Annotated in this window: 22 protein-coding genes; 12 read left to right on the forward strand and 10 right to left on the reverse strand. The window is 68.3% G+C overall.

What is annotated here, in order from left to right; genetic code table 11:
• Positions 1–23: 23 nt before the first annotated feature.
• The 7 genes from ACYQ5L_RS28345 to ACYQ5L_RS28375 all read right to left on the reverse strand — a co-directional run bounded on the left by ACYQ5L_RS28345 (position 24) and on the right by ACYQ5L_RS28375 (position 6983).
• Positions 24–164 (reverse strand): DUF6374 family protein, encoded by a 141-nt coding sequence (locus ACYQ5L_RS28345; protein WP_459963569.1) that lies wholly within the window; start codon positions 162–164, stop codon positions 24–26.
• A 10-nt stretch (positions 165–174) separates the two neighbouring features.
• Positions 175–2037, reverse strand: a complete 1863-nt coding sequence (locus ACYQ5L_RS28350) for an APC family permease (RefSeq protein WP_459963570.1) — start codon at positions 2035–2037, stop codon at positions 175–177.
• 230 nt (positions 2038–2267) lie between these two features.
• On the reverse strand, positions 2268–3041 hold the full coding sequence (locus ACYQ5L_RS28355) for an N-acetylmuramoyl-L-alanine amidase (RefSeq protein ID WP_459961291.1): 774 nt from the start codon (positions 3039–3041) through the stop codon (positions 2268–2270).
• A 49-nt stretch (positions 3042–3090) separates the two neighbouring features.
• A complete protein-coding gene (locus ACYQ5L_RS28360) occupies positions 3091–3510 on the reverse strand; it encodes a MarR family winged helix-turn-helix transcriptional regulator (protein WP_459961292.1) in 420 nt (139 codons plus the stop codon).
• Positions 3500–4876, reverse strand: coding sequence for an MFS transporter (locus ACYQ5L_RS28365; protein ID WP_459961293.1), 1377 nt, complete (start codon positions 4874–4876; stop codon positions 3500–3502). The genes ACYQ5L_RS28360 and ACYQ5L_RS28365 overlap by 11 nt, the downstream gene beginning before the upstream one ends.
• A gap of 155 nt (positions 4877–5031) precedes the next feature.
• Complete coding sequence (locus ACYQ5L_RS28370) at positions 5032–5775, reverse strand: hypothetical protein (protein WP_459961294.1); 744 nt, start codon at positions 5773–5775, stop codon at positions 5032–5034.
• Positions 5776–5993: 218 nt separating this feature from the next.
• Complete coding sequence (locus ACYQ5L_RS28375) at positions 5994–6983, reverse strand: zinc-binding dehydrogenase (RefSeq protein WP_459961295.1); 990 nt, start codon at positions 6981–6983, stop codon at positions 5994–5996.
• Between the two features lie 315 nt (positions 6984–7298).
• Here ACYQ5L_RS28375 and ACYQ5L_RS28380 point away from each other — a divergent pair, with 315 nt between their 5' ends.
• From ACYQ5L_RS28380 to ACYQ5L_RS28435, 12 genes are all read left to right on the forward strand, one after another.
• Positions 7299–7520, forward strand: a complete 222-nt coding sequence (locus ACYQ5L_RS28380; protein WP_459961296.1) for a hypothetical protein — start codon at positions 7299–7301, stop codon at positions 7518–7520.
• A gap of 13 nt (positions 7521–7533) precedes the next feature.
• On the forward strand, positions 7534–7794 hold the full coding sequence (locus ACYQ5L_RS28385; protein WP_459961297.1) for a hypothetical protein: 261 nt from the start codon (positions 7534–7536) through the stop codon (positions 7792–7794).
• A gap of 101 nt (positions 7795–7895) precedes the next feature.
• Complete coding sequence (locus tag ACYQ5L_RS28390) at positions 7896–8255, forward strand: hypothetical protein (protein WP_459961298.1); 360 nt, start codon at positions 7896–7898, stop codon at positions 8253–8255.
• The gene (locus ACYQ5L_RS28395) at positions 8252–8935 is read left to right on the forward strand and encodes a hypothetical protein (protein WP_459961299.1); all 684 of its coding nucleotides are present in this window, start codon (positions 8252–8254) and stop codon (positions 8933–8935) included. The genes ACYQ5L_RS28390 and ACYQ5L_RS28395 overlap by 4 nt, the downstream gene beginning before the upstream one ends.
• Positions 8936–8983: 48 nt before the next feature.
• Positions 8984–9691: a hypothetical protein gene (locus tag ACYQ5L_RS28400; RefSeq protein WP_459961300.1), complete on the forward strand. Its 708-nt coding sequence runs from the start codon at positions 8984–8986 to the stop codon at positions 9689–9691.
• Positions 9692–10027: 336 nt separating this feature from the next.
• Positions 10028–11881 carry a sensor histidine kinase gene (locus ACYQ5L_RS28405; protein ID WP_459961301.1) on the forward strand — a complete coding sequence of 618 codons (1854 nt, stop codon included), beginning with the start codon at positions 10028–10030 and terminating at the stop codon, positions 11879–11881.
• The gene (locus ACYQ5L_RS28410; protein WP_459961302.1) at positions 11878–12291 is read left to right on the forward strand and encodes a roadblock/LC7 domain-containing protein; all 414 of its coding nucleotides are present in this window, start codon (positions 11878–11880) and stop codon (positions 12289–12291) included. The genes ACYQ5L_RS28405 and ACYQ5L_RS28410 overlap by 4 nt, the downstream gene beginning before the upstream one ends.
• Entirely contained in the window at positions 12288–12641 is a 354-nt protein-coding gene (locus tag ACYQ5L_RS28415; RefSeq protein ID WP_459961303.1) for a DUF742 domain-containing protein, read from the forward strand. Before ACYQ5L_RS28410 ends, ACYQ5L_RS28415 begins: the two co-directional genes overlap by 4 nt.
• Complete coding sequence (locus ACYQ5L_RS28420) at positions 12622–13224, forward strand: GTP-binding protein (protein WP_459961304.1); 603 nt, start codon at positions 12622–12624, stop codon at positions 13222–13224. Before ACYQ5L_RS28415 ends, ACYQ5L_RS28420 begins: the two co-directional genes overlap by 20 nt.
• Positions 13221–14480: a cytochrome P450 gene (locus tag ACYQ5L_RS28425; protein ID WP_459961305.1), complete on the forward strand. Its 1260-nt coding sequence runs from the start codon at positions 13221–13223 to the stop codon at positions 14478–14480. Before ACYQ5L_RS28420 ends, ACYQ5L_RS28425 begins: the two co-directional genes overlap by 4 nt.
• Entirely contained in the window at positions 14477–15703 is a 1227-nt protein-coding gene (locus ACYQ5L_RS28430; RefSeq protein ID WP_459961306.1) for a cytochrome P450 family protein, read from the forward strand. The genes ACYQ5L_RS28425 and ACYQ5L_RS28430 overlap by 4 nt, the downstream gene beginning before the upstream one ends.
• Before the next feature lie 149 nt (positions 15704–15852).
• Positions 15853–15990, forward strand: coding sequence for a hypothetical protein (locus ACYQ5L_RS28435; RefSeq protein WP_459961307.1), 138 nt, complete (start codon positions 15853–15855; stop codon positions 15988–15990).
• 1 nt (position 15991) lies between these two features.
• On the opposite strand, the gene ACYQ5L_RS28440 is transcribed toward ACYQ5L_RS28435, so the two are convergent.
• The 3 genes from ACYQ5L_RS28440 to ACYQ5L_RS28450 are packed head-to-tail and all read right to left on the reverse strand — an operon-like array spanning position 15992 to position 19912.
• A complete protein-coding gene (locus ACYQ5L_RS28440; RefSeq protein ID WP_459961308.1) occupies positions 15992–16789 on the reverse strand; it encodes an IclR family transcriptional regulator in 798 nt (265 codons plus the stop codon).
• Positions 16790–16811: 22 nt separating this feature from the next.
• Positions 16812–18368: a GMC family oxidoreductase gene (locus tag ACYQ5L_RS28445; RefSeq protein WP_459961309.1), complete on the reverse strand. Its 1557-nt coding sequence runs from the start codon at positions 18366–18368 to the stop codon at positions 16812–16814.
• Positions 18365–19912: an APC family permease gene (locus tag ACYQ5L_RS28450; protein ID WP_459961310.1), complete on the reverse strand. Its 1548-nt coding sequence runs from the start codon at positions 19910–19912 to the stop codon at positions 18365–18367. Before ACYQ5L_RS28450 ends, ACYQ5L_RS28445 begins: the two co-directional genes overlap by 4 nt.
• Between the last annotated feature and the right edge of the window lie 10 nt (positions 19913–19922).

The raw sequence follows: 19922 nt of genomic DNA on the forward strand, positions 1-19922 counted from the left end.
TGCTACGTGAGCGTAGCAACATTCTACCTATGTGTGGAACCAGGAGTTACATCTAGATTCCGCAGCCCGCCGGCCGGCAATTCCGCCATGCGCTCGAGCTGATCGGGCGTCAACCGCTTACCGAACACCGCCGCCTCGAGCAACCGACGACGAACCTCGCTGATCGGAGGTCGATCAGCTGTCCACGTGGACGTGCGGGCGCTGGGAGCGGCGAGGCACCGCCCGGCGCAGGATCTCGCGGGTCACCGGCGCCACTTCGCCTTCGCCGAAGAACATGAAGCGCAGGAGGTTGATCAGCGGGTTGCCTTCCGTCCATTCGAAGTACACGTGCGGGATGACGCCGGTGCGGTCGCGGATGGCCAGGAGGATGGCGGCGATGGAGTTGGGGACGGCGGCGGCTTCGACGCTCAGGATGTGATACTGGGCCACATCCACCTCGGTGACGAGCAGGTGGGTGCTGAATTCCGAAGGGTCCTTGACGATCACCTCGAGGAAGAGGATGGGCTCGGAGTCGGGGATGTGGCTTTCCCGGCGCTGATCGGCTTCCTTCTCGGCGTATTCCTCGGGCTGACGCTGATCGATGTCGTGGGTGACGATGCGGATCTCGCCGCGCGCGGCCAGGTCGTCGATGATCTGTCCGGCCTTGTCGTCGAAGGTCACTTCGACGGCGCGGAGTTCGAAGGCGCGGCGCGCCCGGGAAGCGAAGGACACCGCGATGATCGCGAGCACGAACAAGAGAGCCAGGTGCACGCCTTCGGGTTTGGCGATGATGTTGTCGATGGTGGTGTAGACGAAGATCAGCGACACCACGCCGAAGGCGATCACCCTGGCGCGCTGCTGTTTACGCCAGGCCGACAGCGTCACGGCCACCGCGGCCGAGGTGATCAGCACGAGGACGCCGGTGGCGTAGGCCGCGCCCTGCGCATCCACGCTGGCGTCGAAATACCAGGTGATTCCGAAGGCGACGGCCGCGAAAACCAGTACCAGCGGCCGGATTTGGCGCGCCCACTCCGGAGCCATGCCGAAGCGCGGCAGGTAGCGCGGCACCAGGTTCAACAGACCCGCCATGGCGGAGGCGCCCGCGAACCAGAGGATGGCGATGGTGCTGATGTCGTAGACGGTGCCGAAGGCATTGCCCAGATGCTCGTGCGCCAGATACGCCAGCGCCCGGCCATTGGCCGCACCGCCGGGCTGGAAGGCCGATTCCGGAATCAGGATCGTGGTGATGAAGCTGGACACGATGAGGAAGCAGCTCATGATGATCGCCGCGGTGGTCAGCAGCTTGCGGGCGCCGATAATGCGGCCGCGCGGGAAATCATCGGAATCGCCCGGATCGCCCTTGATCTGCGGCATGACGGCCACGCCGGTCTCGAAGCCGGACAGGCCCAGCGCCAGTTTCGGGAACACCAGCAGCGCCACGCCGATCATGGCGATCGGGCTGCCGTGCTGCGCGGTGAGCAGATGCCCCCAATCGGTCACCAGATGCGCGTTCCGGATCACCTCGATCACGCCGACGACGGCGACCACCAGATTCAATGTCAGGAACACCGCGACCAGCGTGACCGCAATGCCGATGGCCTCGGTGAAACCCTTCAGGAACACCGCCGCCAGCAAGGCCAGCAGCACGAGCGTGATGAGCAGATTGTGCCCGTGCATGAAATCCGGCGTGTACGGGTTCTCGACAATGTGCGCGGCGCCGTCGGCCGCCGACAAGGTCATGGTGATCGTGAAGTCGGTGGCCGCGAAACCCAGCAGCACCAGGATCAAGAGCTTGCCCCACCAGTTCGGCAGGAAGTTGGCGAGCATGGCGATGGATCCGCCGCCGTGCGGGCTCTCCTTGGCCACGCGCCGGTAGACGGGCAGCGCGCCGAGCAGGGTCAGCGCCACCAGCACGAGGGTGGCCAGCGGCGACAGCACGCCCGCGGCGAGCGCGGCGATGCCGGGTTGGTAGCCGAGCGTGGAGAAATAGTCGACGCCGGTCAGGCACATGACCTTCCACCACGGATGGCGATGCTCCTTCGGCGTGTGCTTGACCATCGGTCCGGGCAGCTGCGCCGCCTGCTCGCCGGCATCCTCGAGCAGCCAGGCGGCAAATCGCGAGCGGGACCGTTCAGCGGTCGTGGTCAAGTGTTTCCTCCCCGGAACCCGTCAGTCCGGTTACCCGAAACCAGCAATGTCGTGGCCAATTTACTCACGGCACACCGGACGGATAGCCGCACCGCGCCGTAAGCCGGGCGGGCCGGTGTGGTAGCCGGGCGGGTGCGGGACTAGCCGACGTACGCGGCGATGGCGTCGGCAATGGCGTGCGCGAATCGCGCCCGCCCGTCCGGGGATTCGATGAGCGCGGCATCACCCGGATCACGCATGTTGCCGCATTCCACCAGGGCCGTCGGGCGTTCGGAGAAGTTCAGCCCGGCCAGATCGGGACGCGGGTTCAGCCCCTCGGAGCCGATATAGGTCGACGGCACGAACCCCGCGCCGACCATGCTGTCGCGCAGCATGGTGGCCAGCCGCACGGAGGGCTCGCCCTGTGCGTCGTTCAACGGCGGCGACGAATGGGCGACATGAAAGCCGTGCGCCCCCGCTGCCGCGCCGTCCGCGTGAATGGACACCACGGCCGCCGCGCCGACGGTATTGCCGAGCGACCCGCGCTCGTTCACGCACGGCCCCACTCCGGTGTCGCTGTCGCGGGTCATGATCACCCGAATCCCCCGCAGCGTGAGCGCATCCCGCACGCGCTGCGCCACATCCCAGGTGAAGGCGTGCTCGGCGTAGCCGCTATTGCTGTTGGTGCCGGTGGTATTGCACGGTTTCGTCCCGCCGCGACCATCCGGGACATGCGCGTTGATGACATCGGGTTGCGCGGCGCCGCCGCCATTGTGGCCGGGATCGATCACGACGGTCTGCCCGAAGATCGGCTGCACGGGTGCGGCCGGGTGCGGGCCCGCACCCGTCGGCGCTGCCGCCGCCACACCACTCGCCGCGGTCAGGAGTGCACCGCAGATCGCCGCCATCGCCTTCATCCGTCGCTGTCGCACCATCCCACCGTAGGGGCAGATCGGCGGAAACACGGCCGGGACAGGCCGGAATTCAGGGTTCGAGCTTGTGCAGCAGATCACGCAGCGTGCGCAGTTCCGCCGCGCTCAACTCGGTGACGCGCGGCGGCGCGGGGTCGGGGGTGGCCAGCGCCACGGCCACCACCTCGCGGCCGGTATCGGTGAGCGACACCAGTTTGCGCCGCCGATTGGCCGCGTCGATCTCGCGCACGACCAGGCCGCGCTCCTCCAGATCGGTAATGGCCACGGTGGCCGCGGGGGCGTCCATGGTGGCCGCGTGTGCCAGCTCCTTGACGGTCAGCGGTCCGCCGCGCAGGCGACGCAGAATGCGTATCCGGCTGAACGGCAATCCGGTTCGCTCGATGACCGCGCGCCGGTAGACGTCGCGCGAATCCATCACCACAGCGGTGAGCATTCGCCAGACCTCATCGGGCGTGGGCGAGTCATCCGGCATGGGCGGGGGCCTTCTGTTCGAGCAATGGTGCGACGCGATCCCGGGTACCGTACGCCCACGCGGTATTGGCGGCCACGCCGAGCCCGGTGACAGCGGCGGTCAGCGCCGCGATGGTCCACCACAGACCGCCCCCGGACAGCGCACCGCACAGGGCCACGCCGATGCTGACGCCCACCTGCCGGCTGGTGGAGGCGACCGCCGAGGCCGCGCCCGCCCGATCCAGTGGCATACCGCTGACCGCGGCCGTGGTGATCGGGGCATTGACCATGCCGAAACCGATTCCGAAGACGGTGAATACGACGATCAGCAGCCAGATGGGGGTATCCGGGCGCAGCTGGGTCAGGCCCACCGCGGCCACCGTCATGAGCGCGCCCGCGGCCAGCAGCGAGGGCCGGGTGCCGCGCTGACCGACCAGGCGACCGGACAGTGGCGAGAAGATCAGCATGCCGAGCGCCATGGGCAGGTACAGCAGACCGGTGTGCACGGCCGAAAAGCCGCGGGCGCCTTGCAGATACAGCGACATGTCGAACAGGAAGGCGCCCAGCGCCGCGAAGGCGCAGATCGCGATCACGGTGGCCGAGGCGAACGGGAAGCTGCGGAAGAAGCGGAGATCGATGAACGGCGAGGGGTGCCGGGCCTCGTGCCACAGGAATCCGGCCAGGGCGGCGGCGGTCGCCAGGAAGATCACCGGTTGGCCTTCGATCAGGCCGAACACCAGCGTGAACAGCACCGTGACGGCCAGCAGCTGGCCGATCGGATCGATACCGCGGCGGGTGGCCGACTTCGATTCCGGCACAAAGACAGTCGTGAGGACGAGAGCGATCGCACAGATCGGCAGGTTGATCCAGAACACCGACTGCCAGCCCAGGCTATCGATGAGCCCGCCGCCGACCAGCGGGCCCAGTGCGGTCGAGATGCCCACCACCGCACCCCAGACGCCCACGGCGCGTGCGCGTTCCACCTTCCCGGTGAAGACGGTGGTGATGATCGACATGGCCACCGGATTCAGCATCGAGCCGCCGACGGCCTGCAAGAACCGTGCGCCGATGAGGATGTCGATGGTCGGCGCCAGACTGCACAGCAGCGAGCCGGTCGCGAAGACGAGCAGCCCGATCCGGAACATCCGCTTGCGGCCGAACCGGTCCGCGGTCGCGCCCGAGAGCATGAGCAGGCTGGCCAGCGTGAGCGTGTAGACGTCCACGATCCACTGCAACCGCGACACCGAAGCGCCCAGATCCGTCCGGATGGCCGGCAGCGCCACATTCACGATGGTCGCGTCCATCGATGAGATGAGCAGGCTGAGACAGCACGTCACCAGGATCAACGTCTTCCGATTCTTGCTCAGCTCACCGATAGTTGTAGACACACAATTATTGTGAAACTAAAACTATCCGCCCGGCAAGAGGCGCGCCCAGTGGCCCCCGTCACCCCGCCGAATCCGAAACAGCGCCGACCGGGAACTGGTGGCGGTGGCTACTCGGCCGATGCCGCCACCAGTTCCCGGTGATCGCATGTCCAGCATCAGAACTCGGCGAGGAGGTCGGCGAGGACGGTGGGGAGGGCGGCGAGGACGTCGTCGGTGTGTTCTTCGGAGGTGCCGTAGGTGTGGGCGGCGACGGTGAAGCCGGGGCCGAAGGAGGCCGAGGCCACTTCCGGGACGCCCAGATCCGACCAGCCCCATTTGGTGCCGGTGACGTGCGGGAGTTGAGCGGTGCCCCAGTCCTGGACGGTGCCGTCGATCGCGACCTCGCTCGGATCGGACATCCATTCGAGGACGGGGCTGTCCGGATCGCTGCGCAGTTTCACCAGGAGGAAGTCGGCGACGTCCGCGGTGCTGGTCGAGGACATGGCCCAGTCGTCGTTGCCGCGGGTGGCGGGCAGGTCGTATTCGGCGGCGATGGAGTCGATGGCGTACGGGTACTTCGCCGCGATCACGGCCGCCGCGTTGTCGTCGGAGTCGCGAATCATGCGCTCCCCCAGCTCCTTGTCCTGCGCCGAACCGTCACCGTGCCGCAGCGCGTAGTCGGCCAGGTAGAGCTTGGCGATGGACAGACCGGCCCGGGTCTCGGTCTCGTTCGCGGTTCCCCACCGCACACCCGGCACCACCGAGCGCAGCGAGATGGCCGTGCGCGCGGGCACCGGCTCGACCGCATCCGGCAGCGGCAGGGCGGGATTGGCCTCGCCCGGATCCGCGGCCGCCAGTGGCGCCAGCCAGGCACAGACCCCCACGGCGACCGCCCCGATCAACCCAGCTCGATAGCGCACAGCCACCTCCGCGTCGAGTTCGACCCGCATCCAGCTTGCCCGGCCGCAAGCCGGGGACCAGCAAAAACGTTCCCGACACGCCGGACCTGGGCACCAGGTCCGCCGGAACGAACCCGTGCGGCTCGGGCGGACCCGGCCACGAGACTCGACCGGACCTCTCATGAGGCCCGGCCGATCTGGCCTCGGCTCGGCCGGATCGGACCGACGACTCAGCCGGATCAGACCGTGAGGATGGTGCGGCCGATCGCGTTCCGGGCGGCAATGGCGGCATGCGCGGCGGCCGCCTGTTCGAGCGGGAAGCGCTGCCCGATCACGACCTCCAGCCGTCCGGCGGCGGCATCGGCCTGCGCCTGTTCGAACAGCGCGTTCCAGTCGACCTCGCCGGCGCTGATCTCGAACAGCGGGACGATCGCAATGTCGCGTGCCGCAGCGGCTTCGGTGTCGAAATCGGCGAATCCTCCTGCGGCATTGCCGTATCCGAGAATCCGGCCACCGGTCCCGACGGCCGCCATGGCCGCGCGTCCGATCTCGCCGCCCGCGCCGTCGAGCAGCACCTGCACACCGCCGGTGAGCTGTAGTACCTCATCCACCCAGCCGGCGGTCGAGTAGTCGACCACGGCATGCGCGCCGAGCCGTTGCGCCAGTTCGAGTTTGGCCGTTCCCCGGGCCGCCGCGATCACCCGCGCGCCCGCGTCGCGCGCCAGCTGGATCAGCAGCGTGCCCAATCCGCCCGCGGCGGCGGTGATCAGCACCCATTCCCCGGGCCGGATCGCGGCCCGGCCCATGACCGCCAATGCGGTCCGGCCGTCGTGCACCAGCGCCACCGCTTGCTCTACGGCGAGCCCTTCGGGAACGGCCACCAGGGTGTCGGCCTTCGCGAGCGCCTTCTCCGCATAGCCACCCGTGGGCGTCCCCCGGCCGATGCCGCTGGCGGCCGTCGCGGTGGCCACCCGCTGGCCGACCCATCCGGCGTCCACGCCCGCCCCGACCGACTCCACCACGCCCGCGACCGCCCCGCCCGGCACGAACGGCGGCTCGACCGGGAAGAAGTCCTTCGCCCACCCGCTGCGCATGCGGGTGTCGAGGAACATGACGTCGATCGCCCGCACGGCGACCACCACCTCCCCCTGTCCCGCCACCGGATCCGGCGCTTCCGTCACCACGAGCACCTCCGGCTCTCCGAACGCCGTGGCTTCCACAACCCGCATCGCACTGCCTCTCCATTCGACGTCAACCGACTCCCCCACCCTCGAACCTCGACGGCTGTTGAGGTCAAGCCGTGGCGGGCGGATTACGCCGCGGGCGAACGAACCGAACTACATTTGGCGCACGCCGCGTCATATTCACCGCGCAGTCCGGTGGCGTGTGGCCACCGCAACAATCCGGTTTTTCAAGCCCATGACCTCGGGATCCCGCTTCCCCCCGCTCGATTCTGAGTCATTTTCAAGACATAAAGCCTTGACTTCGAGTCACCACTCCTTTTACCTTCGATTCAGCAACGAACCAGCAATCCGGGAGATCCGATGCAGACGACCCAGCACCGCCTCGACGAGATCCGGGCGGCCACCGCCGCTCGCGAGGCCGCCAGACAGGCCGCCCAGGCCGCCGACGCCCGCTGGCGCGAATCGATCAGGAACGCCACCCTCTCCGGCGAACGCGTCTTCCTGATCGCCAAGGCCGCCGGCGACATCACCACCTCCCGCGTGTACCAGATTCGAGACGGCGTCCGCACGGGCAGCCGCTGAGCCCCACCCAGTCATGCTCAAGCTCTTCCTCATCGCCATCGCCGCCGTCCTCATCGCCATCACCGCCATGTCCGCCCTGCTCATTGCGGGCTGCGGATTCGTCTGGCCGAGCGTCATCGGCGGACTTGCCGACGAAAACGACACGGCTCGAACCTCGACCGCGGTTACCACCGAGCCGCCCACTCTGACGAACGCGGAACTCACCCTCATCACCCACGTTCTGACCCACGGGCGCGCGGTCGCCGTCCCCACGGAAAACAGCACCGGGTCGTGAGCCCGGCGCGGCACCATCGCGTGTTCAGCACGCGCCACCGCGCCTCGGACATGCCCCGCGCCCGAACCGGGAGTGAGACAGCTGCGTGCCATGATTGGACGGTGCACGAGCAGCTGAAACAGTGGGTGGAGGAGCTGACCGGGGGTGACAGCACCCGGGCCATGGCGGTGGTGACCGGGATTCCGCAGGCCACGCTGGCTCGGCATTTGGCCTTGGAGACGCCGCCGGTGGAAACGCTGATCGAGATCGCCCGGGCCTATTCGGCCAACCCGGTCGAGGTGCAGGTGGTCGCGGGGATCATTACCGAAGCCGAGGCGCAGCGCGCCGGATCCGGGAGTGCTATTCGGCAGGCCACCACCCGGCAGCTGCTCACCGAGTTGTTGCGGCGGGACAAAGAGGGCGACGAGCAGGGGAAGCGGAAGCCATCGCACGGGGAGGCCGGCGCGAGGTTGTTCCGGTGAGCAATGCCGTGCCGCTGCTGGCCGCAGCGCTCGCGCTCGCCGCGGCGGCGGTCCGGCTGCCGCGCTGGCGTGTGCCGGAATCACGGCCGTTCACGGTGGGTATCGCCCTGCTGGCCCTGTGGGCGATCCTGCGGACGCCCGCGGTGAATCGCCCGGCGAATGAATTGACCTTGCCCGGTGGGCATTTCGGCGGTCTGCCGGGGCTGGCCGCGGATGTCGCGCTGGTGGCGGCCGGCGGGTTGATCGGGGTGGCGGTGGCCGACGCGTGGGGACGGCCGGTGCTGAAGAAGGCGTTCTATGTGGGGTTGATCGTGGTCGAGGCGACGCTCTTGCTGACCTACGACCCGACGAATCCGACGGACCGGATTCTCGATACCCATTTGTGGATCCTGGCCATTGCCGGAATCGTCGGGAATGCCGCGGTCCTGGTGGCCGCGCTGCTGAGTTATCGCGATGTGCCGGAGCGGTTCCGGCTGCCGCTGGGGCTGTTCATCGCCGGCGGGGTCGCGGGGTTGGTGCTGGCGGTGATCCGGGTGGTGACACTGGTGCGGCCGACGGGGGCGCAGGTCGAGGCGTGGGCGCCGGTGGTGAGCATTCCCATCTTCGCGTTCTCGATCGGTTCGCTCATCGCCAGTGCACGCATGCGGCGGGCACCGGACCGCGAGCCCGCCGCACGATGACGGCGTGGCGCACCCGGGCGAACGGGCCGATTGGGTGAAGCTGTCCCGGTGACCAATGCCGTTCCGATTCTGGCCGCGCTGGTTGTGGCGGTGACGGTGACGATGCGGGCGCGGCGGTGGCCGAACCCGGAATCGCGGCCGCTCACCCTGGGGCTGGCGCTGCTCGGATGGTGGGCATTGCTGCGGACGCCGGCGCTGAACCGGTGGGCCGAGGAGCGCATCGATTCGGCGATCGGGTTGGAACTGCTGCCGGATGTGGTGGCCAGCGCCGCGTACGTGGCGGGCGGGACGCTCATCGTCATCTCGATCGCGCAGGCGTGGTGCAAACCCGGGTTGATCCGGGCGGCCTACACCATGCTCGTGATCGCGGAGGCGGCGATCTTGATCACCTATGACCCGAACGAGCCGGATGCCACGCTCGTGGATGCGCACAAGTGGGTGCTCGGCGTCATCGCGGTCGCCGTCAATGCGGCGATACTCGTGGCGGCGGCGATCAGTTACCGGACGGTGCCGGAGCGGTTCCGCACACCCATCGCGATCTTCATGGTCGGCGGTGCGCTCGGGCTGATCTTCGGTGTCGTCCGCTTGGTGACGCTGCTGTTGCCCGAGGTTCACCTGGGCGATTACAAGGGGCTGATCGGCGGTATCCCGGTGCTGGCGTACGCCATTGCCGCGCTCCTCGGCACCGCCCGCGCCGGAGCCGCGGACGACCCGGCCGCGGAGATCGACGAGTATCCCCTCGACCTGGAGGATTGACCCGGCCACCGCCGGGTGCTGCGGAAACGCCCGCGACACAGCAGATTACAACTCGGTTGCGCGGATCTTGCTCACCGGGATCGCGCTTGTGGCGGGGTTCGCCCTCGGGTAGCGCGGACCGTCTCAGAAGCCTATGCTCGTCCGCTAGGTTCGAATCCTCTTGCCGGTCCGCCTATTTGACGTGGCAACCGGCGGGGCTCGACCGCACCGGTGCAGCTGCCTCGGTGAACGTGAGTGCGGAAGTGCGAAAGCTTGTCGGAGTCATCGAATCCTCCGGACGGTGCGAACGAAGCCGTTCGGAGTGCGCGTCTGCCCGTTCGGACGCTGTGCACGTGTGTGGTGCTCACCGCCGCGGCGGTCGCGGCAGCGGTTTACGCCGCGCCGGAGGACTTTCGGATACCCCTGATCGCGGGCGGCGCGACGGCGGCGGTGTTGCTGTGCGCGGCCGTGACCATGGCGGTGTATTACCGCGGCCAGGTGGCGCGCGCCCGGGATACGGCGACCGCGGCCGAGGCTCGAACCCAGGAAGTCACGGCGACGGCCGAGGCGCGGGCCCAGGCTCGCATCGATTCCTATGCGGCCGAGGCGAACGCGCTGATCGCTGAGCTGCAGGCTCGCATCGAACCGCTGGAGCAAGCCCTCGCCGCCAAGGCGCGCGAAGCCAAGGACAGCGACAACCGCCGTGCCGCCGCCATGGCCGCCTTCGCGGGCGCGGCCGGGCGCATGCAGGCCATGAGCACCAGCATGCTGGCCGAACTGCGGGAGATGGAGCATCGGCACGCGGATCCGAAGGTGCTCGGCGATCTGCTGGAACTGGATCACCGCACCGCGCAGGCGGGCCGGCTCGCGGACAGCATCGCCGTGCTGAGCGGCGCGCGCACCGGGCGGCGCTGGGCCAAACCCATTGGCATGGAGTCCATTCTGCGCGGCGCCATGGGCCGCGTCGCGGGCTATCAGCGGGTGCGGCTGCGCGCCGTGGCCGAGATAGCCATTGCCGGTCACGCCGCCGAGGGCGTCATGCACGCGCTCGCCGAACTGCTCGACAATGCCTGCAACTTCTCGCCGCCGACCACCGAGGTGCACGTGTACGCGGCCGAGGTGCCGGCGGGCGTGGTGATCACCATCGAGGACAGCGGCCTGGTCATGAGCGAATCCGCGCTGCGCCGAGCCGAATCGACGGTCTCCGGCCAGGGCGACCAGAGCTCCGACCTGTCCTCGCTGTCCGGCACCCGCCTGGGTCTGGCCGTTGTCGGCCACCTGGCCCGCAAACACGAACTCACCGTGTCCTACCGGCCGTCGGCCATCGGCGGCACCGCTGTGGTCGTGGTGGTACCGCGCGAGCTCACCACCCGTCTGGAGCGCAACACCGGATCCCTCACGGCCGTGGCGACATTGCCCACCCGCCCGTCGACAGACATCCAGCGCACCCTCACCGACGGTCTCCCCTCCCGCACCACCGCGAGCGAGAGCCGCGAGCTCCCCTCCCGCGTGTCGGCGAGTGCCAGCCGGGAACTGCGGGCCGTTTCCGGCACGGGCGAACGCCGCGTGCTCCCGTCCCGCACGACAGCGGCGGAAAGCCACCACGAACTGCCCTCGCGCACGGACACCGGCGAAAATCTCGCGCTCCCGTCGCGTGCCGAGACCCGCGACAGCCGCGAGCTTCCCTCCGGCGCCGCCGCAGGCGAATACCGCGAGCTTCCCGCGGGCGCCGCCGCGGACGAGAACCGTGCGCTCCCCTCCGGCCCCGTCGCAGGCGAAAACCGCGAGACCCCCGTCCGCGCCGGGTATTCGGACATGGCACAGGGGGCCGCGGTGAGTCCTGCGCTGTCCTCGGCGGATACGGGTCTCTCCGAGAGTGCGCAGGCGCTTTTCGGGACTCCGCCGCCGCTGGCCGATCTCGATCCCGCGCATTCCGCGTACCCGCCGTCGGCCGATATCGCCTCTGTCTCAGGGCAATCCGCCGATACTCCCGCTTCCACCGGTTCCGGACTCCCCAAGCGACGTCGCGGCAGCACGTTGGCCGCCGTTCATCCCGACGGACTGTCCGCACCCGGTACGCCGCAACCTCTCTCTTCGTTCCGCCCGCCATCGCCCTCCAATATGGGCGCCTTCCAGCGTGCGATGAACGGCGGCGAGAATGGCGGCACCGCAACACCTTCCCCGTCCGCGCCCTTGGAGAACGATCGATGACACCCTCCGCCACGCAGCTGGGCTGGCTGCTGGAGCAACTGCTCGTCCGTACCCCGCGCGCCAGGCACGCCCTGCTGCTGTCCGGTGACGGGCTCAAGATCTGCCATACCTCAGAGCTGGGCAATGACAGCGCCGATCAGCTCGCCGCCATCGCCGCCGGTATTCAGAGCCTCTCGCACGGCGCCTCCGTGGAATTCGGCGACGGCCGCGGCGGTGTGCGGCAGTCCATGACCGAGTTCTACGGCGGCATCCTGTTCATCGTGGAAGCCGGTGTGGGCGCGCACATCGCGGTGGTCGCCGCCGAGGACGCCGATGCGGGCCTGGTCGGCCACAATATGCGGGAACTGGTGGAGCAGCTCGGTGAACACCTCGCCGCCGCGCCCAGAGTCCGGGGAGCGAGCGTGTCGTGACCAGGCCAGACGAGAATCCGGACCGGCTGTACACGCTGACCGGCGGCCGCAGCCGCCCGGATTCCGACGCCTTCGATCTCGTCACTCTCGTTGTGAGCGAATGCGATCCGTCGCCGGGCATGCAGTCCGAGCATGCCGCGATCCTCGATATGTGCCGCCGCCCCACCGCGGTGGTGGAGATCGCGGCGGAACTGCGGCTCCCGGTCGGCATCGCCACCATCCTGCTGTCGGATCTGCTGCACGCCGGGAAGATCACCGTGCGGCATCCGCGGTACACCACCGGCGCGTGGAATTCGCTGCCCGACACCACCACCCTGGAGAAGGTGCTCGTTGGACTCCGCAATCTCTGACCCCCGGCCCGCCCGCGCCGACGCACCGCTGAGCGCCAATGCCAGTCAGGGTCTCAAGATCGTCATCGTGGGCGGTTTCGGCGTGGGCAAGACCACCATGGTCCGCTCGGTCAGCGAAATCCGCCCGCTGGATACCGAAGCCACCATGACGCAGGTGGGCTACGGCGTCGACGATCCGACGCTCGCGCCCGGAAAGTCCACCACCACGGTGGCTTTCGACTTCGGCCGCATCACCATCGACGACGAGCACGTGCTGTACCTGTTCGGAGCGCCCGGGCAGGAACGCTTCTGGTTCCTGTGGGACCGGTTGTTCACCGGCGCGCTGGGCGCCATCGTGCTGGTGGATCCGCGCCGCATCACCGACTCCTGGTACGCCATCGACCGGCTCGAGCATCAGCGCACGCCGTTCATCGTGGCGTGCAACAACTTCGGCGACGCCGCCGGCGTGGACGAGGTGCGCGAGGCGCTGGACCTGGATCCGCACGTTCCGCTCATCGAATGCGATGCCCGCTACCGGGATTCCTGTAAGAGCGTGCTGATCACGCTCGTCGAATACCTCTACAATCCGGAGAATCCGCAATGACCTCGCCCGCGCAAGCCGGTGGCTGCCCGGTGCAGCACGGCGTCGTCCCGCTCAGCGGCCCCCGCTTCCACACCGATCCGCATGCCCTCTACCACGAGATGCGCCGCGACCACGGTGCGGTGGTGGCGGTGGAGCTGCCCGGCGGGGTGCCCGCCTGGCTGGTCATCGGCTATCGGGAGATGCATCAGGTCACCAATTCCCCGGAGCTGTTCCCGCGCGATGTGAGCCTGTGGAACCAGTGGGGCAATATCCCCGAGGACTGGCCGCTGCTGCCGATGGTCGGCCAGCCCATGCCGTCGATCTACTTCACCGCCGGGGCCGAGCACCGCCGCCATGTGGCCATGGTGGAACCCGCCCTGGAAGCGGTCGATCCCTTCGAATTGCGCCGTGTCACCGAGAATCTCGCCGATCGGCTGATCGATTCCTTCTGCGGCCGCGGCACCGCCGACCTGGTCGCCGAATTCTCCGAACCGCTGCCGGTGCTGGCGCTGGCCTGGCTCATGGGCATTCCCGACGAGGAGGGACCGCACCTGGCCTGGACCATGAAGACCCTGGCCGACGGCGGCGCGGATGCCCAAGCGGCGCACATGCAATTCGGTCAGGCCATGGGTCAGCTCGTCGCCCGCAAGCGCGCGGAGCCCGGCGATGACGTGGTCTCGCGCATGCTGGCCTATCCCGAGCCGTTCACCGACGAGGAGTACATGCTCGATCTGATGGCCGTGGTGGCCGCCGGTCAGCTGCCGACCTCGGACTGGATCGGAAACTCGGTGCGGCTCATGCTCACCGACGATCGCTTCGCCGCCGCCCTGGGCGGCGGCCGGCGCAGTGTCGGCCAGGCCATGAACGAGGTGCTCTGGGAGGACACCCCCACCCAGATCCTCGCCGGTCGCTGGGCTGCCCGCGATACCCGCCTGGGCGACAAGGTGATTCGCGCCGGCGACATGCTGCTGCTCGGCCTGGCCGCGGCCAATGCCGATCCGCATGTGCGCCAGCAGGTCTCCGATGCGGCCGTGTATACCGGCAACAGCGCGCATTTCGCGTTCAGCCACGGCGAATACCGCTGCCCCTTCCCGGCGCAGCATATTGCCGAGATCATTGCCCGGACCGGCATCGAGGTGCTGCTGGACCGGCTGCCCGATATCGAACTGGCCGTGCCGGCGCAGAACCTGATCCGGCGGCCCTCTCCGTTCCTGCGCGGAATGACTTCTCTACCCGTTGTTTTCAGCCCAGTTCGCGCAGTCGGAGGTTTCCAGTGAGTTCAGCATGCCCGCACGCCATCGCCATCGATCCGATGGTGGGCGACCTGGCCGGGGAGACCGCGCGGCTGCGCGCGGCCGGGGCGCTCACCCGTATCGAGCTGCTGGGGGTGCCCGCCTGGACCGTCACCGACCACCAGTTGGCCCGTCAGCTGCTGGTCGACACCCGGCTGGTCAAGGACATCAACTCCTGGGGCCTGTGGACCTCCGGCGTGGTGACCCGGCAGTGGCCGCTCATCGGCATGATCGATGCCGGGCGTTCCATGTTCACCGTGGACGGGGCCGAGCACCGGCGGCTGCGCATCAAGACCACTCAGGCGCTCACGCCGCGCCGGCTGGAAGCGCTGCGGCCGTCCATCGAGCGGCTCACCAAGGAACTCCTCGATGACCTGGAGGAAGCGGGCCGCGACGGCGCGGTCGTCGACCTCAAGCAGGTGTTCGCCTACCCGCTGCCCATGCGGGTCATCAGCGAGCTCATGGGCGTCGAGCGGTCCGATCAGGCGATGCTGCTGGAGTGGTACAAGAAGTTCTTCTCGATGGTCACCCCGCAGGACGAGCGCCTGCAGGTCATCGAGGACATGCACGTCTACTTCACCGAGATGGTCCGTCGCAAGACCGCCGCACCCGGTGACGATCTCACCAGCGCGCTCATCCTGGCCGACGAGGGCGGCGAGCCGCTCACCGAGGAGGAGGTGGTCGGCAATCTCAAGGCGCTGGTCGCCGCCGGGCACGAGACCACCGTCAGCCTCATCCTGAATGCCGTGCGCGCCTTGCTGACCCGGCCCGAGCAGCTGGCCCTGGTGCGCAGCGGCGAGGTGGAGTGGAAGCAGGCCATCGAGGAGACGCTGCGCTACGACGGGCCGGTCATCCACCTGCTCATGCGCTTCGCCACCGAGGACATCACGCTCGGCGACGCCGTCATCGAGAAGGGTGAGGGCGTGGTGATCTCCTACCGCGCCGTGGGCCGCGATACCGCCATTCACGGCGAGGACGCCGACGAGTTCGATGTCACGCGGCCGACGGCGAACCGCAATATCTCCTTCGGCTACGGTCCGCACATCTGCCCGGGCGCGGCGCTGGCCCGGCTGGAGGCGGCAATCGGCTTGCCCGCCTTGTTCGATCGTTTTCCGGGCCTGCGGCTGGCCGTGCCGCCGCAGGAGATCACCAATCTGCCGGTGCTCACGCAGAACGATGTGGCGGCCTTTCCGATCCATCTGTCCTGAAATGGCGGGCCCCCGTCGGCCGAGCATGACGGGGGCCTCATTCATAGTTGCTGAACATTTGCCCACTTCGGCTAAACTCGTTACTTTCGTAAAGGGTCAGGGTTCAGCAGCGGGTGAAGGGGTCAGCGATGTCAGGGCGGCACAGGAATTTGAACGCATCGACCATGCGGGTGGTGCTGCCGTTCGTCTTCGTACCGCTCTCATTGCTCGCGGCCGCGTTCCTCGGACTGGCGGCGGGCGTGCTGCTCGGGGTCTACGCGCCGGATTCGGTGCCCGTCCCGCACTGAGTCAGCCGGTGTAACCGAGCCGGCGGCCGATCAGCCGGCAGGATTCGACGGCCTGCGCGGCGATATCCGGAAAACGTTCCGGCGCAAGACGATACGACGGTCCGGAGACGCTGAGCGCGGCAATGATCCGGCCCTCGCTGTCCCGGATGGGCGCGGCGACGGCATTCAGGCCGATCTCGAGTTCCTCCTCGCAGGCCGCCCAGCCCCGCGCGCGCACCTGCTCCAGCTGCGCGCGCAGCACGCCGAGATCGGTAATGGTGTTGGGCGCGAAGGACTCCAGGCGACGGGCCAGCCGCGCGCGCAGATCCGCGGCGGGCAACTCCGACAACAGGGCCTTGCCGCTGGAGGTGGCATGCGCCGGGCAGCTCTGGCCGACCCAGGTCCGCAACGCGATACCGGCCGATCCGACCGCCTCGACCACGTTCACTATGCGATCGCTGTCGAGGATCGCCACATTGGTGGTCTCGCCGACGCGGGCGGCCAGGGCGTCGCACACGTCCTGGCTCTGCCGCGGCAGATCCAGATGCGCACTGGTGGATCCGGCCAGCCGCACCACGGTGAACCCGAGCCGGTATTTGCCGCGTTCGGAGAGTTGTTGCACATACCCGCGGGCTTCCAGCACCGCGATGAGCCGCGACACCGTGGATTTGTGCACCCCGAGCTCGGCCGCGATCTCGGTGACCCCGGCCGTCCCCAGTTTGGCCACGATCTCCAGGGCCGCCAGCGCGCGGTCTACCGACTGCACCGCTGCCGCGCCGTCTCGACGATTGCCGGACCCCTCGCCCGCTCGCGTAGCCATAACACGACCAGTGTAGGTGCCGCTAGGTTTTCGTCTTGATCAGCTCGGCGCACTTCTCCCCCATGGCCATGATGGTGATATTGGGATTCACGGCGGGCAGTTTCGGCATGGCCGAGGCGTCGACCACGCGCAGCCGTCGCACACCCTTGACCCGCAGCTGCGGGTCGAGCACCGCCATGGGGTCGGTGACCGCGCCCATGCGGGCGGTGGCGGCCGGGTGATAGACGGTGTTGTGGGTGCGGTGCATGTACTCGAGCAGCTCGTCGTCGGTGACGGCGTCCGGGCCGGGTGCGAGTTCGCGGGCCGCCCAGTCGCGCAGCGGGGACTGCTCGGCCATGCGGCGGGCGAGTCGGATGCCGTGCAGCATGACGCGCTCGTCGTGCCCGTCGGGATCGCTGAAGTAGCGCGGGTCCACCCGCGGCTTGTCGCGGAAGTCGCGGGAGCGCAGCCGCACCGTGCCGCGCGAATGTCCTTGCGTCACATTGGGAGTCAGACAGAAGCCATTGTCGGTGGTGGGATAGCCCCAGCGCACCGTGTTCATATCGAAGGGAACGCTGCCGTAGTGCATCATGAGGTCGGGTAGGGCGAGGCCGGCGACGGTGGTGGCGAAGACGCCGATCTCCCACCACTGGGTGCACGAGGTGATCATGGGCCGGGAGGCTTCCCAGAACACCAGGCCCTCGACGTGATCGTCGAGGTTGGCGCCTACTCCGGGTGCGTCCACGCGTACCGGAATTCCCATCTCCCGCAGGTGTTCCGCCGGTCCGATGCCGGAAAGCATGAGCAGCTTCGGAGTGTCGATGGCGCCGGTGCTGACGATCACCTCCCGCCGGGCGTGCACGGTGTCGAATCCGGTGAGGTCCGGTCGCCGATATCGCGCGCCGATGGCGGAATCGGTGTCGTCGAACAGGATCTCGCTGGTCCAGCAGCCGGTGCGCACGGTGAGATTCGGCCGCCGGCTCATGACGGGATGCAGGTAGGCACGAGAGGACGACTGCCGGATATTGTCGCCATCGGCATTGATCTGGAACCAGCCCGCGCCATTGCGCACGGTCTCGCCCCGATTGAATTGCACCGTGGGCAATCCCACCTTGGCGGCGGCCTCCAGCACCGCATAACCGCACGGGTCCTTCGGCGGCACATCGCGTATCTCGACCGGCCCGCTCCGGCCGTGATGTGCGGCCGCGGCCGTATTGCGTTCGAGCTTGGCCACATACGGCAGCAGCCCGTCCGCGCCCCAGCCGGTGGCGCCCATGGCTTCCCACTCGTCGAGCCCCTCGGCGGGCGGGTGGAAGGCGATGCACGAGTTGTGCGAGGAGCAGCCGCCGAGCACCTTGGCCCGCGAGTGGCGCAGGAAACTGTTGCCGCTGTCCTGCGGTTCCACCGGATAGTCCCAGTCGTAACCGGATTCGAGCAGGTGCATCCAGTCGGCCAGCCGCAGGATCCGGTCGTCGCCGACGTCGGAGGGACCGGCCTCCAGCAGGCAGACCGTCACCTCCGGGTCCTCGCTGAGCCGGGCCGCCACCACGCACCCGGCCGAGCCGCCGCCGACGATCACATAGTCGAAGGTGTCGGTCATGACACCACCCGCGCCGGTGCGGCGGCATGCGCGGCGAGCACGCCGATGACGCGAGTTCCCCGCAGCGCGTACCAGATCAGGCCCGCGGCCAGGATGGCGCCGATGTAGAGGAACGCGCCCCAGGTGTAGTACCAGGGACTGCCGTAGATGGCCGGGCGCGGCCACGCCAGGTTGATCGCCATGCCCAGGCCCCACAGCACGGCGAAGACATTGACCGCCATACCCCAGCGCCCCATGGTGAAGTACCCGCCCGCGGCCAGGTCTTCGGCGGGCCAGTTGCCGCGCAGCCGCTGATAGAGCATGGGCGCGGTGACGCCCAGGTACGCGAGGTAGATCATGATCACGGCAATGGAGGTGATCACCGTGAACACCTTCGGCTGACCGATATTGACCACCAGGATGAGCGCCGCCAGCAGGCCGATCACCACCGCGGGCACCACCGGCGTCTTGTGCTTGTCGCTCACCCGGGCCAGCTGTGCGCTGAACGGGAGCGCATTGTCGCGGGCCATGGCGAAGGTCAAGCGGATGGCGGCGGTGTGCACGGCCAGCGCGCACACGGTCACCGCGATGGCAATGCACACCAGCATGATCTTGCCCAGCGTGCCGCCCATGACCTGCTCGACGATGTATTGCAGACCGCCGCCCGCGGTGCCGAGCATCTCGTCGTCGAGATTCGGCGCGGACAGCACCGCGAACACCAGAATGGCGCCGCCGATCACGAAGGAGGCCAAGAGGGCTCGCAGAATCGCCTTGGGCGCGGTGCGGCGCGGTTCCACCGTCTCCTCACCGAGCGAGCTGGCGGTGTCGAAGCCGTACATGACGTAACCGGAAGCGAGCGTGGCGATCAAGAACGCGCCCAGGTAGCCGCCGCTCTGCTCGGCGCCGTAACCATTGGTGGAGAAGAAGACATCGGGGCCGCGGGTGACGTGCAGGCCCAGAATGATGGCAATGGCCACGGCCGCAATGAGTTCGATGAAGACGCCGGTGCTGTTGATCATGGCCATGAGACGCACCCCGAAGGCGTTCACCACCGTCGTGAACACGATGAGCACGGTGCCGAGAATAACGGCGTTGGTGGCGAAGTCGCGGGTTCCGCTGCCGTCGCCGATGATCTGGAATCCGCTCCACAACCGGGGCAGATTCAATTGCAGCGCCAGCACCACGGCCGCCAGGCTGACAATGGACGCGGTGAGCATGAGCCAGCCCGCCGACCAGCCGACGAACTGATTGCCCAGCTTCTTGGCCCAGTTGTAGACCGAGCCCGCCACCGGATACTTCGCCGCCAATTCCATGAAACAGAGCGCGACGGCGAACTGGCCGACGAATACCAGCGGCCAGGACCACAGATATCCGGGTCCGGCGGTGCCGTAACCGAAGTAGAACAGCTGGAAGGTGCCGGTGAGGATGGAGATATAGCTGACGCCGGCGGCGAAGCTGGAGAATTTTCCGATGCGGCGGCTCAGGGATTCCTTGTAGCCGAAGTCGGCCATGCCGTGGTCGGGGGCGATCGCCGTGGTTGGAGCGGGGGGACGGGTGGTCGTCATGACGGCCCAA

It is taken from the genome of Nocardia sp. IFM 10818 (assembly GCF_054655275.1).